The 21735-nt window shown below is 65.1% G+C and carries 18 protein-coding genes and 2 tRNA genes; 14 read left to right on the top strand and 6 right to left on the bottom strand.

Annotated elements, in window-relative coordinates; all coding sequences use genetic code 11:
- The first annotated feature begins 124 nt into the window (after positions 1 to 124).
- The 7 genes from BH95_RS18840 to BH95_RS18810 all read left to right on the top strand — a co-directional run bounded on the left by BH95_RS18840 (position 125) and on the right by BH95_RS18810 (position 9171).
- Complete coding sequence (locus tag BH95_RS18840) at positions 125 to 1042, top strand: metal-dependent hydrolase (RefSeq protein ID WP_033189444.1); 918 nt, start codon at positions 125 to 127, stop codon at positions 1040 to 1042.
- A complete protein-coding gene (locus tag BH95_RS18835) occupies positions 1030 to 2220 on the top strand; it encodes a PDR/VanB family oxidoreductase (RefSeq protein ID WP_037183503.1) in 1191 nt (396 codons plus the stop codon). The genes BH95_RS18840 and BH95_RS18835 overlap by 13 nt, the downstream gene beginning before the upstream one ends.
- A gap of 289 nt (positions 2221 to 2509) precedes the next feature.
- Complete coding sequence (gyrB, locus tag BH95_RS18830; protein WP_026347781.1) at positions 2510 to 4549, top strand: DNA topoisomerase (ATP-hydrolyzing) subunit B; 2040 nt, start codon at positions 2510 to 2512, stop codon at positions 4547 to 4549.
- Between the two features lie 62 nt (positions 4550 to 4611).
- On the top strand, positions 4612 to 7158 hold the full coding sequence (gene gyrA / locus BH95_RS18825) for a DNA gyrase subunit A (protein ID WP_020112254.1): 2547 nt from the start codon (positions 4612 to 4614) through the stop codon (positions 7156 to 7158).
- Entirely contained in the window at positions 7159 to 8694 is a 1536-nt protein-coding gene (locus BH95_RS30070; protein ID WP_244165036.1) for a DUF3566 domain-containing protein, read from the top strand. It begins immediately after the preceding gene.
- A 112-nt stretch (positions 8695 to 8806) separates the two neighbouring features.
- Positions 8807 to 8880: transfer RNA gene (locus BH95_RS18815), tRNA-Ile, on the top strand.
- A gap of 218 nt (positions 8881 to 9098) precedes the next feature.
- Positions 9099 to 9171 (top strand) — tRNA-Ala (locus tag BH95_RS18810).
- Between the two features lie 138 nt (positions 9172 to 9309).
- On the opposite strand, the gene BH95_RS18805 is transcribed toward BH95_RS18810, so the two are convergent.
- Complete coding sequence (locus BH95_RS18805) at positions 9310 to 9519, bottom strand: hypothetical protein (RefSeq protein WP_020112257.1); 210 nt, start codon at positions 9517 to 9519, stop codon at positions 9310 to 9312.
- Positions 9520 to 9748: 229 nt separating this feature from the next.
- Here BH95_RS18805 and BH95_RS18800 point away from each other — a divergent pair, with 229 nt between their 5' ends.
- The 3 genes from BH95_RS18800 (at position 9749) to BH95_RS18790 (ending at position 13574) form a co-directional block, all read left to right on the top strand.
- Positions 9749 to 10696, top strand: a complete 948-nt coding sequence (locus tag BH95_RS18800; RefSeq protein ID WP_037140858.1) for an acyl-ACP desaturase — start codon at positions 9749 to 9751, stop codon at positions 10694 to 10696.
- A gap of 138 nt (positions 10697 to 10834) precedes the next feature.
- Positions 10835 to 11890 carry a GGDEF domain-containing protein gene (locus tag BH95_RS18795; protein ID WP_037183499.1) on the top strand — a complete coding sequence of 352 codons (1056 nt, stop codon included), beginning with the start codon at positions 10835 to 10837 and terminating at the stop codon, positions 11888 to 11890.
- Positions 11891 to 12005: 115 nt separating this feature from the next.
- Positions 12006 to 13574, top strand: coding sequence for an alpha/beta hydrolase (locus BH95_RS18790; RefSeq protein ID WP_037183497.1), 1569 nt, complete (start codon positions 12006 to 12008; stop codon positions 13572 to 13574).
- A 3-nt stretch (positions 13575 to 13577) separates the two neighbouring features.
- On the opposite strand, the gene BH95_RS18785 is transcribed toward BH95_RS18790, so the two are convergent.
- Positions 13578 to 14027 carry a hypothetical protein gene (locus BH95_RS18785; RefSeq protein ID WP_037183495.1) on the bottom strand — a complete coding sequence of 150 codons (450 nt, stop codon included), beginning with the start codon at positions 14025 to 14027 and terminating at the stop codon, positions 13578 to 13580.
- A gap of 81 nt (positions 14028 to 14108) precedes the next feature.
- Between BH95_RS18785 and BH95_RS18780 the strand changes: the two genes are divergently transcribed.
- Positions 14109 to 14636 carry a peptidylprolyl isomerase gene (locus tag BH95_RS18780; protein ID WP_019665041.1) on the top strand — a complete coding sequence of 176 codons (528 nt, stop codon included), beginning with the start codon at positions 14109 to 14111 and terminating at the stop codon, positions 14634 to 14636.
- 42 nt (positions 14637 to 14678) lie between these two features.
- Positions 14679 to 15590: a rhomboid family intramembrane serine protease gene (locus BH95_RS18775; RefSeq protein ID WP_037183493.1), complete on the top strand. Its 912-nt coding sequence runs from the start codon at positions 14679 to 14681 to the stop codon at positions 15588 to 15590.
- Between the two features lie 39 nt (positions 15591 to 15629).
- On the opposite strand, the gene BH95_RS18770 is transcribed toward BH95_RS18775, so the two are convergent.
- Positions 15630 to 16112 carry a PH domain-containing protein gene (locus BH95_RS18770; RefSeq protein ID WP_170949125.1) on the bottom strand — a complete coding sequence of 161 codons (483 nt, stop codon included), beginning with the start codon at positions 16110 to 16112 and terminating at the stop codon, positions 15630 to 15632.
- 57 nt (positions 16113 to 16169) lie between these two features.
- The gene (gene crgA / locus BH95_RS18765) at positions 16170 to 16433 is read right to left on the bottom strand and encodes a cell division protein CrgA (protein ID WP_019665038.1); all 264 of its coding nucleotides are present in this window, start codon (positions 16431 to 16433) and stop codon (positions 16170 to 16172) included.
- A 275-nt stretch (positions 16434 to 16708) separates the two neighbouring features.
- Between crgA and BH95_RS18760 the strand changes: the two genes are divergently transcribed.
- Both BH95_RS18760 and BH95_RS18755 read left to right on the top strand, forming a co-directional pair.
- Entirely contained in the window at positions 16709 to 17464 is a 756-nt protein-coding gene (locus tag BH95_RS18760; RefSeq protein WP_019665037.1) for a DUF881 domain-containing protein, read from the top strand.
- Positions 17465 to 17493: 29 nt separating this feature from the next.
- Positions 17494 to 18135 (top strand): aminodeoxychorismate/anthranilate synthase component II, encoded by a 642-nt coding sequence (locus BH95_RS18755; protein ID WP_019665036.1) that lies wholly within the window; start codon positions 17494 to 17496, stop codon positions 18133 to 18135.
- A 194-nt stretch (positions 18136 to 18329) separates the two neighbouring features.
- Here the strand turns inward: BH95_RS18755 and pknB are convergent, their stop codons facing one another.
- Positions 18330 to 20264, bottom strand: coding sequence for a Stk1 family PASTA domain-containing Ser/Thr kinase (gene pknB / locus BH95_RS18750; RefSeq protein WP_019665035.1), 1935 nt, complete (start codon positions 20262 to 20264; stop codon positions 18330 to 18332).
- Complete coding sequence (locus tag BH95_RS18745) at positions 20261 to 21733, bottom strand: serine/threonine-protein kinase (RefSeq protein ID WP_179276779.1); 1473 nt, start codon at positions 21731 to 21733, stop codon at positions 20261 to 20263. The genes pknB and BH95_RS18745 overlap by 4 nt, the downstream gene beginning before the upstream one ends.
- Positions 21734 to 21735 lie beyond the last annotated feature (2 nt).

Here is a 21735-nt window from a genome sequence, read left to right as displayed (position 1 = left end):
ATGAATCAAGGTGATCTTGGTTGCTCTGCACAGCCTCGGTGCGTAGCGTAATTCGGTGATCGATCACAAGCAACGAGATCGGGATCGTTGCTCGTGATCCGACCCGCTACGACGAAGGGACCGTGTGTTCTCACCCGACGCCAAAGAAGAATCCGACAGGTCGGCGATCGACCGACAGCCGGAGGACCGCGTGGTGCTCCAGGCTCGAAACGTCAGATTCGACTGGTCTGCTCTGCCGCTGCACTACGTCGACGGCGATCCGCTCGCGACTCATCTGGTCAACGTGATGCATCTACTCCTGCCCGAGGGTGAGGAGTGGTTCGTCCGTACCTTCAAGGAAGCGCTTCCTCTGATTCACGACGAGCGCCTACGTGAAGACGTCATCGGTTTCATCGGCCAGGAGGCGATGCACGCCACGGCCCACACCCAGGTGCTCGATTCGTTGACCGCCCACGGTATCGATGTCGCACCGTACGTCGAGCAGATGCAGTTCCTGTTCGGTCGCGCGCTCGGAAACAGGCGCACGCACACCAGGAACAGCTTGGTGGAACGAGTGGCGCTGATCGCAGCCGTCGAACATCTGACGGCGTTCCTCGGTGACTGGGTGCTCAACGCGCGTGCGCTCGACGAGGTCGATTTCGATCCGACTATGCTCGACCTGCTTCGGTGGCACGGGGCCGAGGAAGTCGAGCACCGCTCGGTGGCATTCGAGGTCATGCAGTACTTCGATGTTCGCCCCGCCCGGCGCATCCGAACCTACGTCGCGATCGCACCCACGTTGGTGTGGTTCTGGACTCGTGGTGTGCGGTACCTGATGGATCGCGATCCGACGCTGGCTCACCTGCCCGCGAAGCAACGCCGGCCGTCGCTTCGACATTATCGCGCGGTTGCTGCACGTGGTCTCTTCCCCGGCCCCAAGATGATCTGGAAGGCCTCGCTTCGCTACTTCGCCCGTGACTACCACCCCTCGAGCGAAGGGTCGACCGAGCAAGCCGTGCAGTACCTGGCAACGTCGCCCGCCGCACGAGCGTGCGCACGGTGACCGCGGTTTCGAATCCGGAATCGAGAGTCGAGCACGTGGTGTCCAAAAAGAAGCAGGGACTGCGAAAGCGGTTGTCCGACATGGCCAGAACGGTCGACACCTTTCGTGAGGGTCGTCAGGTTCCACAGGATCTGTACGGGCGCGCCGTGCCCGATCAGACGATGTCTCTCGTCACCGACGCGTTGGACAAGTGGTTCGCGTTGCTGGACAACGGCGAGTTCGACGACAGCCACGCGGCTGCGCCGGTAGTCCGCGACATCGCATTGACGCTCCGTTCGCGCGAGGTTCTGTGCGTGGACCAACAGGTCGTCCGGCTGGAATTCGAAAGTGCACTGGGCGAAGAACTTCCGGCATGGGCTCCGGGAATGCACCTCGATTTCGTCCTGCCGTCCGGTCGACGCCGGCAGTACTCGTTGTGCGGTGACCCGTCGGATGCACGCGCGTACACCGTTGCGGTGCGGTTCATTCCGGACGGCGGCGGTGGTTCGGCGGAGATGCATGCACTCGAGATCGGAACGCCCGTCACCGTGACAGGTCCGCGCAACGGATTTCCGTTCGTCGCCGACGGCCGGGCGGTGTTCGTCGCAGGCGGAATCGGTATCACCGCCATCCTTCCGATGGTGCGGGCAGCCCGCGCCTCCGGGATGGACTGGTACCTGGAGTACCGGGGGCGCTCGCGGGAGTCGCTGCCGTTCCTCGACGAGATTCTCGCCTTGGACAGCGAACGGGTGAACGTCCGCACCGACGACGTCGACGGGATCGCGTCGGGTAGTGAACTGCTCGGTCGCGTGGCGGGCGGTGCCGTCTACTGCTGTGGCCCGCCGCCGATGATCGACGCGGTGCGCGTGGCCGTCGACGGCACCGACGCCACCCATCTGTACTTCGAGCGTTTCTCTCCACCTCCGGTTCGGAACGGTGTGGAGTTCGAGGTCCAATTGGTCGATTCCGGTGACGTGATCACCGTCGGCGCAGAACAGACGGCGTTGCAGGCGATCCGTGAGGTGAAGCCGTCCGTGGCGTACTCGTGTCAGCAGGGCTTCTGCGGAACGTGCCGAACCCGAGTGCTCGTCGGCACTCCCGAACACCGCGAGACTCGGCTGACCCCCGAGGAGCAGGAGAACGAGATGCTGATCTGCGTGTCGCGGGCAGCGGGTGGACGGATCGTCCTCGATCTGTAGCCCTCGGAGCTGATTCTGCTGTCCATATTTGCCGTCGGGACGCGAAAAAATGCGTCTGTGAGGCAACCAGGGGGCATTTCGGGGTGTCATCGTCCCCATGCCGTCGGTACGTACCAGTAGTATGGACGGGTAACAGAGAAGCCCTTCGGATCTGCTCACCGTCACGGCCTACCCGCAGGGTGAGGCAGGACGGCCGAGCAGACTCGTGCGGTGGCACCACCCGGTGCCCACACGGCAGCACCCATTCGGTGCGAGGGGGACCTTGACGCTGAAGGAGAACAACCGAATCGTGGCTGCCGAGAAGTCGGGTAAGACCGAGAACAAGGATTACGGCGCTTCGTCGATCACCGTGCTCGAGGGACTGGAAGCAGTTCGCAAGAGGCCCGGTATGTACATCGGATCCACTGGTGAGCGAGGCCTGCACCACCTGATCTGGGAGGTCGTCGACAACTCCGTCGACGAGGCCATGGCCGGATACGCTTCCACCGTCGACGTCACCATTCACGAGGACGGCAGCGTCGAGGTCAAGGACGACGGTCGAGGAATTCCCGTCGCCACGCACGCCTCCGGTGTTCCCACCGTCGAGGTCGTCATGACGCAGCTGCACGCCGGTGGAAAGTTCGACTCGGACTCGTACGCCGTGTCCGGTGGTCTGCACGGCGTCGGCATCTCCGTGGTCAACGCTCTCTCCACCAAGGTGGAACTCCAGATCGCTCGCGACGGTCACCGCTACACGCAGACGTACGACTACGCCAAACCAGGCCCGCTCGAGACCGTCGGCGACACCGAGGACACCGGCACGATCGTCCGCTTCTGGCCGGACGGCAAGATCTTCGAGACACTCGATTTCAGCTTCGACATCGTGCACCGTCGCCTCCAGGAGATGGCGTTCCTGAACAAGGGACTGACCATCAACTTCACCGACGAGCGCGTGGCAGCAACCGACGCCAGCGAGGAAGAGCTGGCCGAGACCGCGGAGGCACCGAAGTCCGCGTCCGAGGAAGAAGCTCAGGCCGTCGAGGCCAAGCCCGCCAAGGTCAAGAAGCGCACGTACCACTACCCCGACGGCCTCGTCGACTTCGTCAAGCACATCAACAAGACGAAGACATCCATCCACAACTCCGTCGTGGGCTTCACCGCCAAGGGTGAAGGCCACGAGGTCGAGATCGCGATGCAGTGGAACGCCGGTTACTCCGAGTCGGTCCACACTTTCGCCAACACGATCAACACGCACGAGGGCGGCACGCACGAGGAAGGCTTCCGTACCGCGCTCACCTCGACGGTGAACAAGTACGCAGCGGACAAGAAGCTCGTCAAGGAGAAGGACGGCAAACTCACCGGCGACGACATCCGCGAGGGTCTCGCCGCGGTCATCTCCGTCCGGGTGGGGGAACCGCAGTTCGAGGGTCAGACCAAGACGAAGCTCGGCAACACCGAGGTTCGCTCGTTCGTGCAGAAGGCGTGCAACGAGCACCTGGCGCACTGGTTCGAGTCCAACCCGGCCGACGCGAAGACCATCATCAACAAGGCCGTGTCCTCGGCTCAGGCCCGTATGGCCGCGCGCAAGGCGCGAGAGTTGGTGCGCCGCAAGAGCGCGACGGACATCGGTGGCCTGCCCGGCAAGCTCGCCGACTGCCGCTCCAACGACCCGAGCAAGTCCGAGATCTACATCGTGGAGGGCGACTCCGCCGGCGGCTCGGCCAAGTCCGGTCGTGACTCGATGTACCAGGCGATCCTCCCGCTCCGCGGAAAGATCATCAACGTCGAGAAAGCTCGCATCGACCGCGTTCTGAAGAACAACGAGGTCCAGTCGATCATCACCGCGTTCGGCACCGGTATCCACGACGAGTTCGACATCACCAAGCTCCGCTACCACAAGATCGTGCTGATGGCCGACGCCGACGTGGACGGCCAGCACATCTCGACGCTGCTGATGACGTTGCTGTTCCGTTTCATGCGTCCGCTCATCGAGCACGGCCACGTCTATCTGGCCATGCCGCCGCTGTACAAGTTGAAGTGGAGCCGCGGCGAACCCGACTTCGCGTACTCCGATCGCGAACGCGACGGACTGCTCGAGGCCGGTATCGCCAACAAGCGCAAGATCAACATCGAGGACGGCGTCCAGCGTTACAAAGGCCTCGGCGAGATGAACGCGAAGGAACTGTGGGAGACCACGATGGATCCATCGGTGCGCGTGCTCCGATTGGTCACCCTCGACGATGCCGCCGCCGCGGACGAGCTGTTCAGTGTCCTGATGGGCGAAGACGTCAGTGCCCGGCGCAGTTTCATCGCCCGCAATGCCAAGGACGTCCGCTTCCTGGACGTGTGACGAACTTTCACGCACTACTTGAAATTCGTTACACCTCTTAGACTTTCGCTGAAGGAGATTCCATGTCGGACATAACCGAGCCTCCTGTCGGGCCTCCCGGACAGACCACGAACGCCGAGGGCGGCGACCGCATCGATCCGGTCGACATCCAGCAGGAGATGCAGCGTAGCTACATCGACTACGCGATGAGCGTCATCGTCGGCCGCGCACTTCCCGAAGTACGCGACGGCCTCAAGCCCGTGCACCGTCGTGTGTTGTACGCGATGTACGACTCCGGCTTCCGCCCGGACCGCAGTTACGTCAAATCCGCACGCCCCGTTGCCGAAACGATGGGTAACTACCACCCGCACGGTGACACCTCGATCTACGACGCGCTGGTGCGTCTGGCTCAGCCCTGGTCCATGCGGTACCCGTTGGTCGACGGCCAGGGCAACTTCGGCTCCCGTGGCAACGACGGCGCGGCTGCCATGCGATACACCGAGGCACGTCTGACGCCTCTCGCCATGGAGATGTTGCGGGACATCGACGAGGAAACCGTCGACTTCATCCCCAACTACGACGGCAAAACCCAAGAGCCGACGGTACTTCCGTCGCGGGTGCCCAACCTGCTGATGAACGGCTCCAACGGCATCGCCGTCGGTATGGCCACCAACATTCCGCCGCACAACCTGCGTGAACTCGGCGACGCCGTCTTCTGGGCACTCGACAACCACGAGGCCGACGAAGAAGCGACCCTCGCCGCGTGCATGGAACGCGTGAAGGGCCCCGACTTCCCGACCCACGGCTTGATCGTCGGCGGGCAGGGCATCCAGGATGCGTACTCGACCGGACGCGGATCCATTCGCATGCGCGGCGTCGTCGAGATCGAGGAAGACTCCAACGGCCGCACCACGATCGTCATGACCGAGCTTCCGTACCAGGTCAACCCGGACAACCTGATCACGTCGATCGCGGAGCAGGTGCGCGACGGCAAACTGGCCGGCATCTCCAAGATCGACGACGAGTCCTCGGACCGCGTCGGCATGCGCATCGTCGTCACCATCAAGCGCGACGCCGTCGCGAAGGTGGTGCTGAACAACCTCTACAAGCACACCCAGCTGCAGACGAGTTTCGGCGCGAACATGCTGTCGATCGTCGACGGTGTGCCGCGCACCCTGCGTCTGGATCAGATGATCCGCTACTACGTGGCTCATCAGCTCGACGTCATCATCAGGCGCACGCGATACCGGCTGCGCAAGGCCGAGGAGCGCGCTCACATCCTGCGCGGACTGGTCAAGGCACTCGACGCTCTGGACGAGGTCATCGCCCTCATCCGTCGTTCGCCGACCGCCGACGACGCCAAGGCCGGCTTGATCGAACTGCTCGACATCGACGAGATCCAGGCCGACGCCATCCTCGCGATGCAGTTGCGTCGTCTGGCTGCCCTCGAGCGTCAGAAGATCATCGACGAGTTGGCCGAGATCGAACGCACCATCGCCGACCTGCAGGACATCCTGGCCCGGCCGGAGCGTCAGCGTCAGATCGTCCGCGACGAGCTCGGCGAGATCGTCGAGAAGTACGGCGACGACCGTCGTACCCGCATCATCGCCAGCGACGGAGACGTCAACGACGAGGATCTCATCGCCCGCGAGAACGTCGTTGTCACCATCACCGAAACCGGCTACGCCAAGCGCACCAGAACCGACCTGTACCGCTCGCAGAAGCGCGGCGGCAAGGGAGTGCAGGGCGCGGGACTGAAGCAGGACGACATCGTCAGCAAGTTCTTCGTCTGCTCGACGCATGACTGGATTCTGTTCTTCACCACCAAGGGCAGGGTCTATCGCGCCAAGGCGTACGAGCTTCCCGAGGCCAACCGGACGGCCCGCGGGCAGCACGTCGCGAACCTGCTGGCGTTCCAGCCCGACGAGCGCATCGCGCAGGTCATTCAGATCAAGACTTACGAGGACGCGCCCTACCTGGTGCTCGCCACCAAGGGTGGGCTGGTCAAGAAGTCCAAGCTCACCGACTTCGACTCCAACCGAAGCGGCGGCATCGTCGCGGTCAACCTCCGCGGCGAGGACGAACTGGTCGGCGCTGTGTTGGCGTCGTCCGACGACGACCTGTTGCTGGTGTCCGCTCAGGGTCAGTCGATTCGCTTCTCCGCAACCGACGAGGTTCTGCGTCCGATGGGTCGCGCGACCTCCGGTGTCCAGGGCATGCGGTTCAACGGCGAGGACGAGCTGTTGTCGCTGAACGTGGTGCGGGAGGGCAAGTACCTGCTGGTGGCCACCTCCGGTGGCTACTCCAAGCGCACCGCGATGGAGGACTACCCGGCGCAGGGCCGCGGCGGAAAGGGCGTGCTGACGATCCAGTACGACCCGAAGCGTGGCACCCTGGTGGGGGCTCTCATCGTCGACGACGAGGACGAGCTGTACGCCATCACCTCCAGTGGTGGTGTAATCCGGACCGCAGCGAAGCAGGTACGGAAGGCCGGTCGACAGACGAAGGGCGTTCGGTTGATGAATCTCGGGGAAGGCGACACACTGCTCGCTATTGCCCGTAACGCCGACGAAGCCGAACCCGAGCCCGGCGCCGCCGGAGACGAAGACGACGCACCGAAGGAGTCGTAAGTGAGCACTCCCAACAGGCCTGGTAGCAGGCCCGTTCCGCCCAGCGACGCCGAGCAGCCACGCACTTCTGCGCGGCCGCAGCCGGCGGTTCGCCCCGGAACGCCGCAGAACGGCGGCGGGCGTCCTCCGTCGCGACCCGGTGCGCCGGCCCCTCAGCAGGCCGGTCCTCAGCAGGCCGGTCCTCAGCAGGGCGCTCCACAGCAGTCCGGTTCTCAGCAGTCCGACCCACGGCAAGGGAACGGTGCGCGTCCCGCCGGCGGCGATCGGCAACCGCCGAGCCAGCCGGCGCGTCAGGCACCCGAACGCCAGGCACCCGAACGTCAGGGAGGTGCTCCGGAAACCGCGAGGACGTCCGACGGCTCGGCGCGTGAGCAGGCCACAGCTCGGCCTCCCCAGCCGCCGACTACTGCCCAGCCGCCGACGACTCAGCAGGCTCCGACTCAGCAGGCTCCGGCATCGGCACCTCAGCGTCCGGATCAGCGTCAGCCGGAGAACCAGCGGCCCGCGGAGGCACCGAAGTCGCAGCCGCAGAATCAGCCGCGTCCGCCTGCACCGGCACGCCCGGCTGCTGCCCAGCAGCCGCCCACCGAGGCGGCACCACGGGTGGACAACGAGCGTCCGTTCGATCCACTGGGTGCGGGTGATGTCACGCAGCCGCCGGCGGGTGGCTACCAGAACGGTCCGGGACCGGTGCGCAGTGCGCCTGTCCAGAACGGTTCGGGTCAGGGCAGTGCCTCGGGTCAGGGCAGTGCCTCGGGACAGGTCGGTGGTTCGGGTCAGGGCGCACCTCCGTGGCAGCGCGGTCCGGCGAACGGCGCACAGAGCCAGCCGCAGACCAACCTGTCGGCGCGCGGCGGAACGCTGCCGCCGGTCGGACCGGGCGCTCAATCGGGCCAGCCGGGACAGTCCGGACAGCCAGGCGACGATCGTCGTGGAACCCAGGCAGGGGCCGCAGCAGCAGCCACCGCCGCAGTGGGCGCCGAGAGTTCGGCGGACAGTTCACAGCGTCGAGAAGCAGCCAAGACGAAGGCCGCCGGCATCGACGGACCGACGCGGCACATCGAACGCAAGGATCTGGCGAAGGACATGCCGGACCTGTCGGAGGTCCGGCACACGGCACCGGCGTCGGAGACGCAGCAGATCGCTCAGCCGGTCGCCATCGCAGCGCGTGAGGACGGAACTCCTCTGCGTGCCACGATTCAACTGCGCAAGATTGATCCGTGGTCGACGCTCAAGATCTCCCTCGTCATCGCGGTATCGCTGTTCTTCGTGTGGATGGTCGCAGTCGGGCTGCTGTACGCGGTTCTCGACGGAATGGGTGTCTGGGATCGCTTGAACAGTGCGTTCACCGACATCGTGTCCGAGTCGGGTGACGGTGGATTGGTCAGTGCCGGACAGGTATTCGGCTACGCCGCAGTGATCGGTGTCATCAACGTGGTGTTGTTCACGGCGTTGACGACCATCGGATCGTTCATCTACAACTTGTCCTCCGACCTGGTCGGGGGCGTCGAAGTAACCCTCGCGGATCGGGACTGAACCAGGTCGCTCGAGAGTGCCGGATCGAGCCGTTTTGGAGTACGGCGGTTCGATGCGGTAATCTCTCTCCTCGGTTCGGAAAGAGAAATCTTCTGTCCGAATCGAGGTTCACGGGCCTATAGCTCAGGCGGTTAGAGCGCTTCCCTGATAAGGAAGAGGTCGGAGGTTCAAGTCCTCCTAGGCCCACACCGAGCAATACGGAAGAGGGACATGATCATGAAAATCCTTCTTCTGATCGGTGCAGTGATAGCAGTCGTGTCGGCAGCGTCGAAGGTGCGGTCCCTCCGCAACAGTGACGGTGTGTGGCACGAGGTTTCCACTCGCTGATCGTCCGCACGGAGTCGTCAGGACCAGGAAATTTCGAGTTCGAGATTTCGTAAGGTACTGTTCGCTTGCACCACCCCGGGGCCTTAGCTCAGTTGGTAGAGCGCTGCCTTTGCAAGGCAGATGTCAGGAGTTCGAATCTCCTAGGCTCCACAATTAGATATAGCTCCACAATTCGATAGCTTTACAGATCGACAGTGACCCCGATACGCGAATGCGTGTCGGGGTCACTGCGTTGTGGGATCACTGCGTTGTGGGTCCGATTTCATCGTGAGGTGCGTGTGTCAGGGTTCAGGTCCCTGATATGCAGTCGGCAGCAGCGCGGCTGTCCGTCCGGGTGTGGTGGGTGGGAACGGATTCCTCGTCGGGACGGAAGTAGTTGTATCGGTAGGGGCTGGCCCAGAGTCTGCTGACCGAGCTCGAGGTCTGGTGCCGCACGTAGGTGGTTGCGGCGACGTGGATGAATCCGAGTACGAGTACCAGTGCGAGGAAAGTTGCCATGGTGCAAGTGTCGATCGGTGCAGGCCACGTCGAACAGTGGCAGTTATGTCATACTTCCGCGAAAAACTGCCAATGTCTGTGACGGTGGCCAAACGGCCGCGGTCCGGATGTGGAGATTCCCAGACAACCGGCGGACGGGGGACCGGGCGCCGGGGACTGCTCTAGCGTCAGCGCGTATCAGGCCACTCGGACGCGACGTGCGTATCGAACTCGTGAACAGGAATCAGCGATGCGCAACCTCGATCACACCGAACTGCTGACCGAACTCGAGGCGACGATGGAGCTGAACCTCGACCGCCACCTCGCGATAGCGAAGGAATGGCATCCCCACGACTACATTCCGTGGGACGAAGGCAGGAACTTCGCGGCGATGGGCGGTGACGACTGGGACGAGTCGCAGTCGTCACTGTCCGACCTGGCGCGTACGGCGATGATCACGAACCTGCTCACCGAGGACAACCTGCCGTCGTATCACCGAGGTCTGGCGGACAACTTCTCGCTCGACGGGGCCTGGGGTACGTGGGTCGGTCGGTGGACGGCAGAAGAGAACCGGCACGGCATCGTGATGCGGGATTACCTCGTCGTGACCCGAGCGGTGGACCCTGTCGAGCTCGAACGGGCACGGATGCAGCACATGACCACAGGCGTCGACGCTCCGATGGACGGTGCGAACTTCCTGCACTCGGTCGCCTACGTGACGTTGCAGGAGCTTGCGACCCGTGTGTCCCACCGCAACACCGGCCATGCGTGCGGTGACCCGGTGGCGGACCGAATGCTGGCTCGAATCGCCGCGGACGAGAACCTGCACATGATCTTCTACCGGAACCTCGGCGAGGCCGCGCTCGACCTGACACCGGATCAGACGGTGCGGGCAATCGCCGACGTCGTGACGGACTTCGCCATGCCAGGACTCAACATGCCCAACTTCCGCAAGAATGCGATGTCCCTGGCCAAGCACGGAATCTACGATTTACGCCAGCACCTCGACGAGGTACTGATGCCGGTCCTGCGGAAGTGGCGCATCTTCGACCGCACCGACTTCGGGCCCGGCGGCGAGCAGGACAGGGATCGCCTCGCGGCATTCGTCGAGCAACTCGGGGTGAAGGCGACCAAGTTCGAGGAGTCGCGCGATCGCCTCCTTGCCCGCGAGTCGGCTCGAGCCGAACTGGTGTCCTAGCTTTCTCCCCCTCGGCTCGTTCCCTACGGTTCACCGGGTTCGCTTCGCGTTCGGATGTCGGCGGAAGGTGTTAAAGTCCCGCACGACAGACGTCGCCGTCGACGCTGGATGCGATGTTCTGGGGGAGGTGGGGCGGCAATGCTGGATCGTCTGATGGCGAAAACTCGAAAGCTGGACGAGTCCGCGCTCACCCTTCTGGTGTACATCGGGGGCACGACGGTTCTGTACGCGGCAGGGGGAAGCGCGTACTGGCCGAGCGCAAATACCTGGGCGCGGTGTGCGGTTCTCGTGTCCCTGATTCTCGGTGTCGCGGCGACCGTCATGTTGATGCGGTTGAAGGGTCCGAGCCCCAAGCGCACGATCGGTCATGTCACCTTCATGGGGATCGTTGCTGTCGCACTGTCCTTCTCGGCCAGCAACACCTTGCCGACGTACCTGATCTGTGTCCTGGCGACGATGTTCCTCGGCATGCACATCGGCGCTTTCTGGTCCGAGCGCAACGCCGGGATGTGGGTGGGCGCGCTTGCGGTGTTCGCGGTACTCGGCGCCGCGGCAGGCCCGTTCGAGTCCTCGTTCATCGCGTACGTGCTCATTGCCCTCGGCGTCGTGGGTGCCACCGAAGTGTTCGGGGCCTTCGCCAGGCGCATGCGGTACACCGCCACGCACGATGCGCTCACCGGATTGTTGAACAGATTCGGCTTCGAGTCCAAGGTCGCCAAGATGTTGCCCGTATGCGCGGCGCGCGGTCTGTCGGTCAGCATGGCCGTTCTGGACCTGGATCATTTCAAGGACATCAACGACGAGTACGGGCACATCGCAGGCGATGTCCTTCTCGCGCGCGTGTCGAAGGCCTGGAAGGCGGAGTTGAGCCGACGGGACGTGCTGGGCCGTCTGGGCGGCGACGAGTTCGTGCTCTTCATGCCCGGAGTGCTCGAGGCCGAGGCGTGGCAGATCATCGACCGTCTTCGGCGTGCACATCGTGCCGAGTGGAGTGTGGGCATCGTCTGCATGCCTGCTGCGCGTCGCTGGGCGGAGATCTACCGCGCGGCCGACGCCGATCTGTATCGAGCCAAGCGAAGCCGTCCTCCCAAGTCGGCCCGCCCGTCCGCACCGTCCGCACCGCCCCGCCCGTCCACACCGCCCCGGCCGGGCACGTCGGGGCCTGAACAGTCGGAATGGAGAATAGCGCGCTGACGTTGCTCCACAGATTTCATCCACAGGCTGTGGACAACGCTCCGCAGCCTGGCGCCGGGCGGGGTTGACTGTCTGTCATGTCGATCGCGTCCGCGTCGACCTGACCGACATCGGGGTGGATGTGTTGTTGTGGAACGAAATTCAGCGATGGCAACCGTCGGAGATCACCCTGCTGGGTGCGCGGGTTGCACGGACGGCCGACTCTCTCGCCTCCACGGTCGGCGAGATCGAGGCCGCCGTTGCACAGCTCGAGTGGAGCGGAGACGCGGCTGATGCCGCACAGTTCTCGGTGTCGCACCTGATCGCGGACTACCGCGCTCACGCCGACGAGCTGGGTCGCATCGCCCGCGCTGTGACGACGTTCGCGAAACAGGCCCATCCTGTGCGGGCCGCGCTGCGAGAGTGCGACAGCATCGGCGTCGAACACAGGCTCGAGATTTCCGATTCGGGAACGGTGGCCGATCCGCTGACGACGTACTCCGTCGCGGCCGAGGATGCGTTCGACCATGCACGCGATCGTCTCAGGGTGATACGTGAGCTCGAGGCCCGAGCCCGGCAAGTGATCCGCCGTGCCACCGACATCGACGTCGCAACGGCCGCTGCGCTTGCCGCGGACGTCGATACAGCCCCGGACGTCTTACCCACGCCGACAGCGGCAGCAGCGGCGAACAACGTGTCCTGGCAGATGGCGAGTCCGGCGGAGCGAACGGCACTGCTCGTCCGTGATCCCGGCGCTGTCGGGAATCTCGACGGCGTTCCGGCCGAGGTACGCGACGCCGCGAATCGGAGGCTCCTGATCTCCGAGCGAGCGCGTCTGGAATTGGTTGCCGACGACCTCGCTCGGACGTTGGACGGCAACGTCTTCGGCGGGCTGTTCGACGACGCGGACGCCGGTCTCGCTCAGACCGAGAAGCGGTTGAAAGCACTCGACGAGATCGAAGCCGTTCTGGCACAGGGTAATCGCCAATTGCTGGTGCTGGACAACACCAGCGGTGAGGACACGTTGGCGGCTGTTTCGGTGGGTAACGTGTCGACAGCCACTCACGTCGCCGTGTTCGTCCCTGGACTGGATTCCGATATCGGCGGCGATGTCGGGCGCTACGACTCCGACATGGACGCGCTGGCTGCGACTGTGCGAAGCGGGCTGCCCCCGGACGAATCGGTGGCGTGCGTGACGTGGATGAATTACGAGGCGCCGCATCTCGGCTGGAACCTGCTCGATCCGACGCGCACCGTCGTCTCGCCGATGGCGGCCGCGGTCGGCGCTCCCCGTTTGGCTGCGTTCCTCGATGGTCTCGACGCCTCACGCACGGACGATCCGCATCTCACGCTGCTGGGGCACTCGTACGGCTCTCTCACTGCCGCGCTCGCCCTACGAGGGGTGTCCGGCGTGGACGATCTCGTGGCGCTGGGCTCACCCGGTCTCGGCTTCGACGACATCTCGGCACTCTCGGTACCGCCGGGACACACGTTCGTGGCGGAGGCGCGCGAGGACGTCGTCGCCGATACGGGGTTCTTCGGATCGGATCCGAGTGAGCTCGACGGTGTCAGGCCACTGGCGACGCGGTCCGACGGAGGTCTCTCGGACAGCCGAGGCCACAGTGAGTATCTGACGGACGGCACCGTCACACAGCGAAACGTCGGCCTGGTGATCGCGGGTCGAGCCGGTGAGGCGAGCGGCTAGACGCTACGTCTGCTGCGGGGTGTCCGCGCGCGTCGCGGCCTGTGCGGACGATCCGTTCACCGGGGACTCGCTGTAGTCCTCGAGGCTCGGCGGAGCGTCCGCCGGCGGGTCGAACGCGTTTCGCCGCTTGGACACGAGCACCGCAATGCCTCCGGCCGCACCCAGAACTGCGCCGACCGCGACGATCTTGCGTGTCGGAGTACCGAGCAGCGACGGGCCCGAGGAGGTCTTCGACGTACGGGTCTTCGCCGTCTTGATCTTCGACGATGCCGAGGTCACTCGACGGACTCGGCGACGGGCGGCTTCGCGTCGGGCCAGCGCGTACGCCCGGTTCGCCAGCTGTAGTCCGACGCCTGCGGATCCGGTTCCGAAAATTTTCGCTGCCTTGACGAGGGTGCCCCCGGTGCTCACGGCGACATCCCGGAACTGCGCAGACTTCGATGTGCTCGTCATGCCCCCACTGTTCCACATCCTGTGCGGCCACATCCGACCGTCCGCGACCGGCCGACGAGCGCGGGGTGGCACGATGGTGGGGTGAGCACACCAAACAAGACATCAACGGCAACGCTGCACACCAACCGCGGCGACATCGTCATCGAGCTGTTCGGCAACCACGCGCCGAAGACCGTCGAGAACTTCACCGGCCTCGCGGACGGTTCCAAGGAGTACACGACGTCCAACGCGTCGGGCTCCGATTCCGGTCCGTTCTACGACGGCGCGATCTTCCACCGCGTCATCGACGGCTTCATGATCCAGGGCGGAGACCCCACCGGCACCGGTGCAGGTGGCCCCGGCTACAAGTTCGCCGACGAGTTCCACCCGGAACTCCAGTTCGACCGCCCCTACCTGCTGGCCATGGCCAACGCCGGACCGGGAACCAACGGATCGCAGTTCTTCATCACCACGACGAAGACGCCGCACCTCAACCGCAAGCACACCATCTTCGGTGAGGTCACCGACGAGGCGTCGAAGAAGGTCGTCGACGCTATCTCCGGCACTCCCGTCGGACGCGGTGACCGTCCCGTCGACGAGGTCGTCATCACCAGCGTCACGCTGGCCTGATACCTCGAGTTTCAACTCTTTTTCGAAGAGGAGCATCGGTAGATGACGAACCCCGGCTGGGGTGGCGCGTACGGCGATCAGCCCACTCCACCTCAGTCGAGGTGCGTCCGACACCCTGACCGACCCACGGGCCTTGCGTGCTCGCGGTGCGGTCGTCCCGCGTGTCCACAGTGCCTGCAGGCAGCGGCCGTCGGGCAGCACTGCGTCGACTGCGTACGTGCAGGCAATGCGCAGGTCCGTCGTGCGCGCACCGTCGCCGGCGGGTCTGCGGACTCGACGTACGGTCTGGTCACGTACGTCATCATGGCGCTGAACGTTCTGGTGTTCGCGGCGACGGCCTTGCAGTCCCGCAGTGTCATGGACAACACCGGCGCGTCGTCGCTGTACGAGTCCTTGGCCTTGTTTCCGCCTGCCGTCGCGCTCGGAGACTACGAGCGGCTGATCGGTAGCGGATTTCTTCACTACGGCTTGATTCACCTGCTCGTCAACATGTTCGCGCTGTACATCATCGGTCGCGACGTGGAAGCGATCCTCGGAAAGACCCGCTACATCGCGGTGTACGTGGTTTCTCTCGTCGGCGGTAGTGCGTCGGTGATGCTGCTCGAGGACCCGTTCACCGCGACGGTCGGCGCATCCGGTGCCATCTTCGGCCTACTGGGTGCACAGGCGATCATCCTGCTCAAACTCCGCCGGAGCCCGACGCCTGCGCTGGTCGTGATCGGCCTCAACATCGTCATCAGCATCACCATCCCCGGCATCTCGCTGTGGGGACACATGGGTGGCCTGGTCGCCGGTGCGCTCGCGACGGCGGGCATTCTGTTCGTTCCCGCGCGGGTGCAGAACCGTCGGACCCGCAGCTACCTCGGATGGGCGGCCGTAGCCGCAGTCGCAGTGGTGGCGCTCGCGGTCATCGCCTTCCGGGTGCTCGACCTCCGATCCCGAATGGGCCTCTGACGCTCTGCCTGTCTCCGGGGGCCGGTGTCGGGAGTGCTGTCAGCGCTCCTCGACGAATCCGCGTTGCTCGAGGGCGTCGTACACGTTCTGGGGGCTCGTCCCCAGATCCCACCGGCCGAAGATCACGAGTCGATCGTCGTCCTCGCCCGGGTGGCGGACGTTCAGCTCGAGCATCGGAACACGACGTCCCAGCCGGGGGTACGGCACCAGCGTGATGCGGGAGATCTCGTCGCGCGTGTACGTGTGAATGCCGGACAACCGCTTCACGGACAGCCGTCCCGCCGAATCTATCCACAGGCGCGGTCGCTGATACGCAGCGAGACCGGCGATTATCCACAGGCCCAGGGCGCCGATCGAGATCAGCACGCGGCCCGCTGGATCGTTGTCGGTGAGAAATGCGGCCACGAGCAGGGCAAACCCGCCGACGGTCAGTGCGATCACCGCAGGCAGGGGCGTCGCCCACGACAAGTTGTCCACATTCTGTGGATGGCCGCCCGATTCATCCACAGGCTTTATCCACATTGGGGATGAATAACATGTGTGTAAGTAGATCGGCCGGACGACGGTAGGGCGACGCCGTCATCGCCACTTCATCGTCATGACGAGACCGACCACCATGAACCCGAAGCCGATCAGGAAGTTCCATGCTCCGAGGCTGTTCATCCACGAGATGTCCTCGGCGGCCAAGTAGTAGACAAGCAGCCACAGGAGCCCGACCAGCATGAATCCGAGCATCACGGCAACGTAGAACGGGCTGGACGGGCCCGACGCCACCGAACCGGGCGTACGCGTCCCGGGAGCGATCACATAGTCCTTCTTCTTGCGTACCTTCGATTTCGGCATTCCTCGCCCTTTCGTCGTCGCGGTCTTCGTCTGGGTGTGCACGGAAGCGGTGCCTGTGGATACCGGACTGTGAACAGCTGTGGACAATCGCGGACCGGCCTGTGGATGAACACGGCCGAGTCGCCACTGCGTGACCTTGCGGCCCGCGGAGATCCCCCGAGCAGGTAGCGTTCGGTGCTGTCACATGATCACGGCAGCCTGAAGGCCCAACTGCGTGCACATGTCCTGTACACGCTAGCTCAGCGGAAACGCTGGGGAGAGCACCGGAGGATTTCATGGCTTCGGACAACGACCGCTCGGGCGTGCTCGCGTCGCGCGCGTGGCAGGTGATGGTGGTCGTCGTGTGCCTTCTCGTCGGTGTGCTGTTGTCCACCACGCGGCAGTTCTCCAGCGGTGACGAGATCCGTCGGACCGACACCACACGCCTGTCGACGCTGGTCAGATCAGCTCAGGATGATGCGGACCAGGCCGAGAACACGCGGGACGAGCTGGCGGCGCAGGTCGAGCAACTCCAGCGGGAAGCCGGTGCCGGAGACTCCGACGTCGCCGACGCGCTCGCCGGCGTCGGCCCACTGTTGGCGCCTGCCGGGCTCGAGGCGGAGTCGGGCCCGGGAGTCGTGGTGACACTGACCGATGCACCGAGGGGAAGCGACGGGCGGTACGCCTCGGACGCATCCCCGGACGATCTCGTGGTCCATCAACAGGATGTGCAGAGCGTTCTCAACGCGTTGTGGTCCGGCGGCGCTACCGCGATCGCGATGCAGGACCAGCGGGTCGCCGGCAATGTCGCACCCCGGTGCATCGGAAACACGTTGCTGCTGGGCGGGCGGACGTACAGCCCGCCGTACATCGTCACCGCGCTGGGCGACGCGGCCGCACTGAACGCCGCTCTCGACGCCGAGCCGGGTGTGCAACTCTTTCGGCAGTACTCGGTCCGATACGGCCTGGGTCTCACCGTCGGAGCCTCCGACGATCTGACGGTGCCCGCATACCAGGGGTCTCTCCGGCTGCAGTTCGCCCAGCCAGGATGACCGACAGGCCGTGACCTATTCTGGGGCGCATGCGCATCCTCGTCGTCGACAACTACGACAGCTTCGTCTTCAACCTCGTCCAGTACCTGGGCCAGCTCGGAGTCGACGCAACGGTGTGGCGCAACGACGATCCGCGCTTGGACGACCGCGATGCCGTGGCCCGCGACTTCGACGGCATTCTGCTCAGCCCGGGACCAGGCACTCCTCAGCGTGCGGGAGCGACGATGGATCTCGTCACCGCCGCCGCGAAGGAAAGGACCCCTCTGTTGGGGGTGTGCCTCGGGCACCAGGCGATCGGGGCCGCGTTCGGTGCGACGGTCGACCGCGCGCCGGAACTACTGCACGGCAAGACCAGCTCGGTGAATCACGATGGCATCGGAGTCCTCGAAGGGCTGCCGCAACCGTTCACCGCTACTCGGTACCACTCGCTGACGGTGCTTGCCGACACCATTCCCGACGAGCTCGAGGTGACGGGCCGAACCGACTCGGGTCTCGTGATGGCCATGCGGCACAAGGACTTTCCGATCCACGGTGTCCAGTTCCACCCGGAGTCGATCATGACCGAGGGCGGGCACCGAATGTTGGCGAACTGGTTGAAGGTGTGCGGGGCGGAAGCCGACGACGCGTTGGTGGATCGGCTCGAGGCCGAGGTAGCGCTGGCGTTTCGGTAGCAGCGAACGTGCCGATGTGACGGCCATCGGGCGCCCGTCGAACCAACCTGCACATCCCGCCGCTCGAATCCGTACGTGCACGCACCGCGGCGGGCATTTTGCTCCACTGTTCGGCCGAAATCGGCAGAACGTGCACCTTTCGCCCCGATAGTGGAGGTTTTTGCCCGCTCGCCGTGTGTGAACGGGAGCGGACGTCAGCGCCCCGGAATTCCCAGGGCGCCGACCGTGACGTTGACGGTCTGGGTCTTGGTGATTTCCGACCCGGCTGGTTCGGCCTGATTGACGATGCGGTTCACGACGGTCGGGTCGAGCTGGACCTCGGTCGTGGTGCTGATGTTAGACGTCGTGCCCGTCCAGCCTGCGGACTCGAGGGCGGACAGTGCCTGGGACACCGTCAGACCGAGCAGGTCCGGCATCGGGATCTTGTCGCCGTTGGACACTCGCAGGGTGACGGTGTCACCTTCGACTGCGTTGGACCCACCTGCCGGGCTGGTCGAGACGACCTCTCCCACGGGTTGGCTCGAGTCGATGTTCTCGACTTGAACTCTGAATCCGGCGCCTTCGACGTTCGGCTGCGCCACGGCGACCTGCTGGCCGACGACGTCCGGAACGCGGATCTGCGCAGGACCGGAGCCGAGGGTGATCTTCACGGACGATCCGACGGTGATGCCGACCCCCGACGACGGATTCTGCTCGACGACCTTGTCGAGGTTCTCCGGCGTCGACGGTGCACGCGCGCGGGTGCCGTCGAGTTCGAGGCCCAGCGCGGACAGGGCCTGTGCGGCCTGCTGTTCGGTCTTGCCGGTCAACTGCGGCACCTGAACCTGCTCGGGTCCGGTCGACACCTCGAGGTTGACGGTGCTCTTGGAGTCCACTTCGGCGCCTGCGCCCGGTCTGGTGGTGATGACGTCGCCGGATGCGACGGTGGCGTCGGGCTTCTCCTGGATCGCGACCCGCAGGTCGGCCTCCTGGAGGCGTGCTTCGGCGTCGGACGCGGACAGGTTGGACACGTCGGGGATCGCGACGCGGTCCGGTGAGGAGCCGGGGCCCAGAGACCACAGGAACGCACCCACGATTCCCACGATCACCAGTGCCGCGACGGACAGGAGGGCAATCCTGACGCCGCGGTGCCGCGGCTCGGAGTCATCGGAGTCCGCGTGGCGCCCGGTGCTCGTGCTGTCGGCGGAGTCGGCGGTCGCCTTCGCTCGTGGTTGCGGTGCACGTGCGTCCATGGCGCCGAGGATCGTGGTGCGATCCTCGTCGTTCATGACGGTCGGTGCGCTGGGGCGTTGCCCACCGAGGACGCGGACCAGATCGGTACGCATCTCCGCGGCGGACTGGTAGCGGTTGGCGGGGTTCTTGGCCATCGCCTTGAGGATGATCGAGTCGAGTTCGCGCGGAACGTCGGGGTTGACGCGTGACGGTAGCTCGGGATCCTCACGGACGTGCTGGTAGGCGACGGCGACGGGCGAGTCACCCTTGAACGGCGGTTCTCCGGTGAGGATCTCGAACAGGACGCAGCCCAGCGAGTACACGTCCGACCGTGCGTCGACCTGCTCGCCCCTGGCCTGTTCCGGCGACAGGTACTGCGCGGTTCCGATGACGGCGGCGGTCTGCGTCATCGGGCTCGAGCTGTCGGCGATGGCGCGGGCGATGCCGAAGTCCATGACCTTGACGGCGCCGGCGTTGTTGATCATCACGTTCGCCGGTTTGACGTCGCGGTGCACGATTCCGTTGCGGTGCGAGAAATCCAGCGCAGCGCAGACGTCGGCGATGACTTCCATCGCGCGCCTGGCGGGCATCGGACCTTCGGCGCGCACGATGTCCCGCAGTGTGCTGCCGTCGACGTACTCCATGACGATGAACGGAAGCGGTCCTGCTTCCGTCTCGGCTTCACCGGTGTCGTAGACCGCGACGATCGCGGGATGGTTGAGTGCGGCCGCGTTCTGGGCTTCGCGACGGAAACGCAGGTAGAACGTGGGGTCGCGGGCGAGGTCGGCACGCAGGACCTTGATGGCGACGTCGCGGTCGAGGCGGTTGTCGCGCGCGAGATGAACCTCGGACATGCCACCGAATCCGAGAATCTCGCCCAGCTCGTAGCGGGACGAGAGGTTGCGGGGAGTCGTCATGGCTGTCCTAGTCGATCAAAGAAGGGTCGATCGGTGGGGGGTCGATCCGAGAATTCGTCCGCTGCGGCGGCGCCGTCCGTGGTGCCCGACGCCTGAGGTTCTTCCTCCTGGCCGCCGCCGATTCCGGGGATGGACGGCAACGTGAACGACGGGATGGTGATCCCGCCGCGGCTCGTCGTCGTGGTCTCCGAGGTGGTGGTCGGTTCGGTCGTCGTCGGTTCCGTCGTGGTCGTCGTGGTGGTGGTGGTCGTCGGTTCCGTGGTGGTCGTCGTCGGCTCGGTCGTGGTGGTGGACGGCTCCGTGGTGGTCGTCGTGGTCGTGACCGGCTGCTGAGACGTCGTCGGCGGAACGAACGGCGCGGGAGTTTCGTCCTCCCGATTCAGCAGCACGAACCCTCCGATGACGATCGCGAGGAGCAGCAGACCTCCGCCGCCCCAGGCGAGGGCCTTCTGCGCCGAGGACATGCCGGTCTGTTCGGGTACCGCAGGCGCAGCGGCACCTGTTGGTGGGCCGGTGTAGCGGTTCTGCGACGTCGGCATCATCTGCGTGCTGGTCGGCGTCGGCGCCGGTACGACGCCCGGCATCATCACTCGACCCGTGCCGGGTCCCCGGCTGGTACCGGGCGCGGGCGGCCTCCGGCCCGCGCGGACAGCGGCCACGGCGTCGGCGAATTCACCGCCGTTGGCGTAGCGCTGTGCCGGGTCCTTCGCCATCGTGATCTCGATGAGCTCTCGGACGCCTGCAGGGAGGTCGGCGGGCAGCGGGGCAGGTGTCTCGCGCACGTGCTTCATCGCGACCGTCAAAGCCCCGTCGCCGACGAACGGGCGTGTCCCCGACAACGCCTCGTACCCGACGACTCCGAGCGAGTAGACGTCGGATGCCGAGGTGGCTTCCTCACCCAGGGCCTGTTCCGGCGCGATGTACTGCGCGGTGCCCATCACCATGCCGGTCTTCGTGACCGGGGAGGCGTCGACGGCCTTCGCGATTCCGAAGTCGGTGATCTTCACCTGGCCGGCCGGGGTGATCAGGATGTTTCCCGGCTTGACGTCGCGGTGTACCACTCCCGCGGTGTGGGCGACCTGCAGTGAACGCCCGGTCTGCTCGAGCATGTCGAGGGCATGACCGAGGGGGAGCCGGCCGATGCGTCCGAGGACGGCGTTGAGGGGCTCGCCGTTGACGAGTTCCATCACCAGGTACGCGAGGGACTCGCCTGCTTCGTCGCGGGTCTCGCCGTAGTCGTAGACACCCGCGATGCCGGGGTGGTTGAGCTGGGCGGTGGTCCGGGCTTCGAAACGGAAGCGCTGCAGGAATTCCGGGTCCTCGGAGAACTCGGCCTTGAGCACCTTGACGGCGACCTTGCGATCGAGGCGGTTGTCCATCGCCTCCCACACCTGGCCCATTCCGCCTGTCGCGATCAGTCGTAGCAGGCGGTAGCGCTGTGCAATGACTGCACCGTTCTTCAGTGGCACGA

Origin of the sequence: Rhodococcoides fascians A44A (genome assembly GCF_000760735.1) — a bacterium.
Lineage (GTDB): Bacteria > Actinomycetota > Actinomycetes > Mycobacteriales > Mycobacteriaceae > Rhodococcoides > Rhodococcoides fascians_E.
This window is presented reverse-complemented; position numbering and strand designations above follow the sequence as displayed.

Excerpts from the sequence above, each read along its gene's own strand:
- BH95_RS18805 (WP_020112257.1), bottom strand. The coding sequence starts at position 9,519 with ATGGCAACTTTCCTCGCACTGGTACTCGTACTCGGATTCATCCACGTC.
- gyrA (WP_020112254.1), top strand. The coding sequence starts at position 4,612 with ATGTCGGACATAACCGAGCCTCCTGTCGGGCCTCCCGGACAGACCACG.
- BH95_RS18800 (WP_037140858.1), top strand. The coding sequence starts at position 9,749 with ATGCGCAACCTCGATCACACCGAACTGCTGACCGAACTCGAGGCGACG.
- BH95_RS18755 (WP_019665036.1), top strand. The coding sequence starts at position 17,494 with ATGCGCATCCTCGTCGTCGACAACTACGACAGCTTCGTCTTCAACCTC.
- BH95_RS18795 (WP_037183499.1), top strand. The coding sequence starts at position 10,835 with ATGCTGGATCGTCTGATGGCGAAAACTCGAAAGCTGGACGAGTCCGCG.
- BH95_RS18760 (WP_019665037.1), top strand. The coding sequence starts at position 16,709 with ATGGCTTCGGACAACGACCGCTCGGGCGTGCTCGCGTCGCGCGCGTGG.
- pknB (WP_019665035.1), bottom strand. The coding sequence starts at position 20,264 with ATGACGACTCCCCGCAACCTCTCGTCCCGCTACGAGCTGGGCGAGATT.
- crgA (WP_019665038.1), bottom strand. The coding sequence starts at position 16,433 with ATGCCGAAATCGAAGGTACGCAAGAAGAAGGACTATGTGATCGCTCCC.
- BH95_RS18770 (WP_170949125.1), bottom strand. The coding sequence starts at position 16,112 with ATGTGGATAAAGCCTGTGGATGAATCGGGCGGCCATCCACAGAATGTG.
- BH95_RS18775 (WP_037183493.1), top strand. The coding sequence starts at position 14,679 with ATGACGAACCCCGGCTGGGGTGGCGCGTACGGCGATCAGCCCACTCCA.
- BH95_RS18785 (WP_037183495.1), bottom strand. The coding sequence starts at position 14,027 with ATGACGAGCACATCGAAGTCTGCGCAGTTCCGGGATGTCGCCGTGAGC.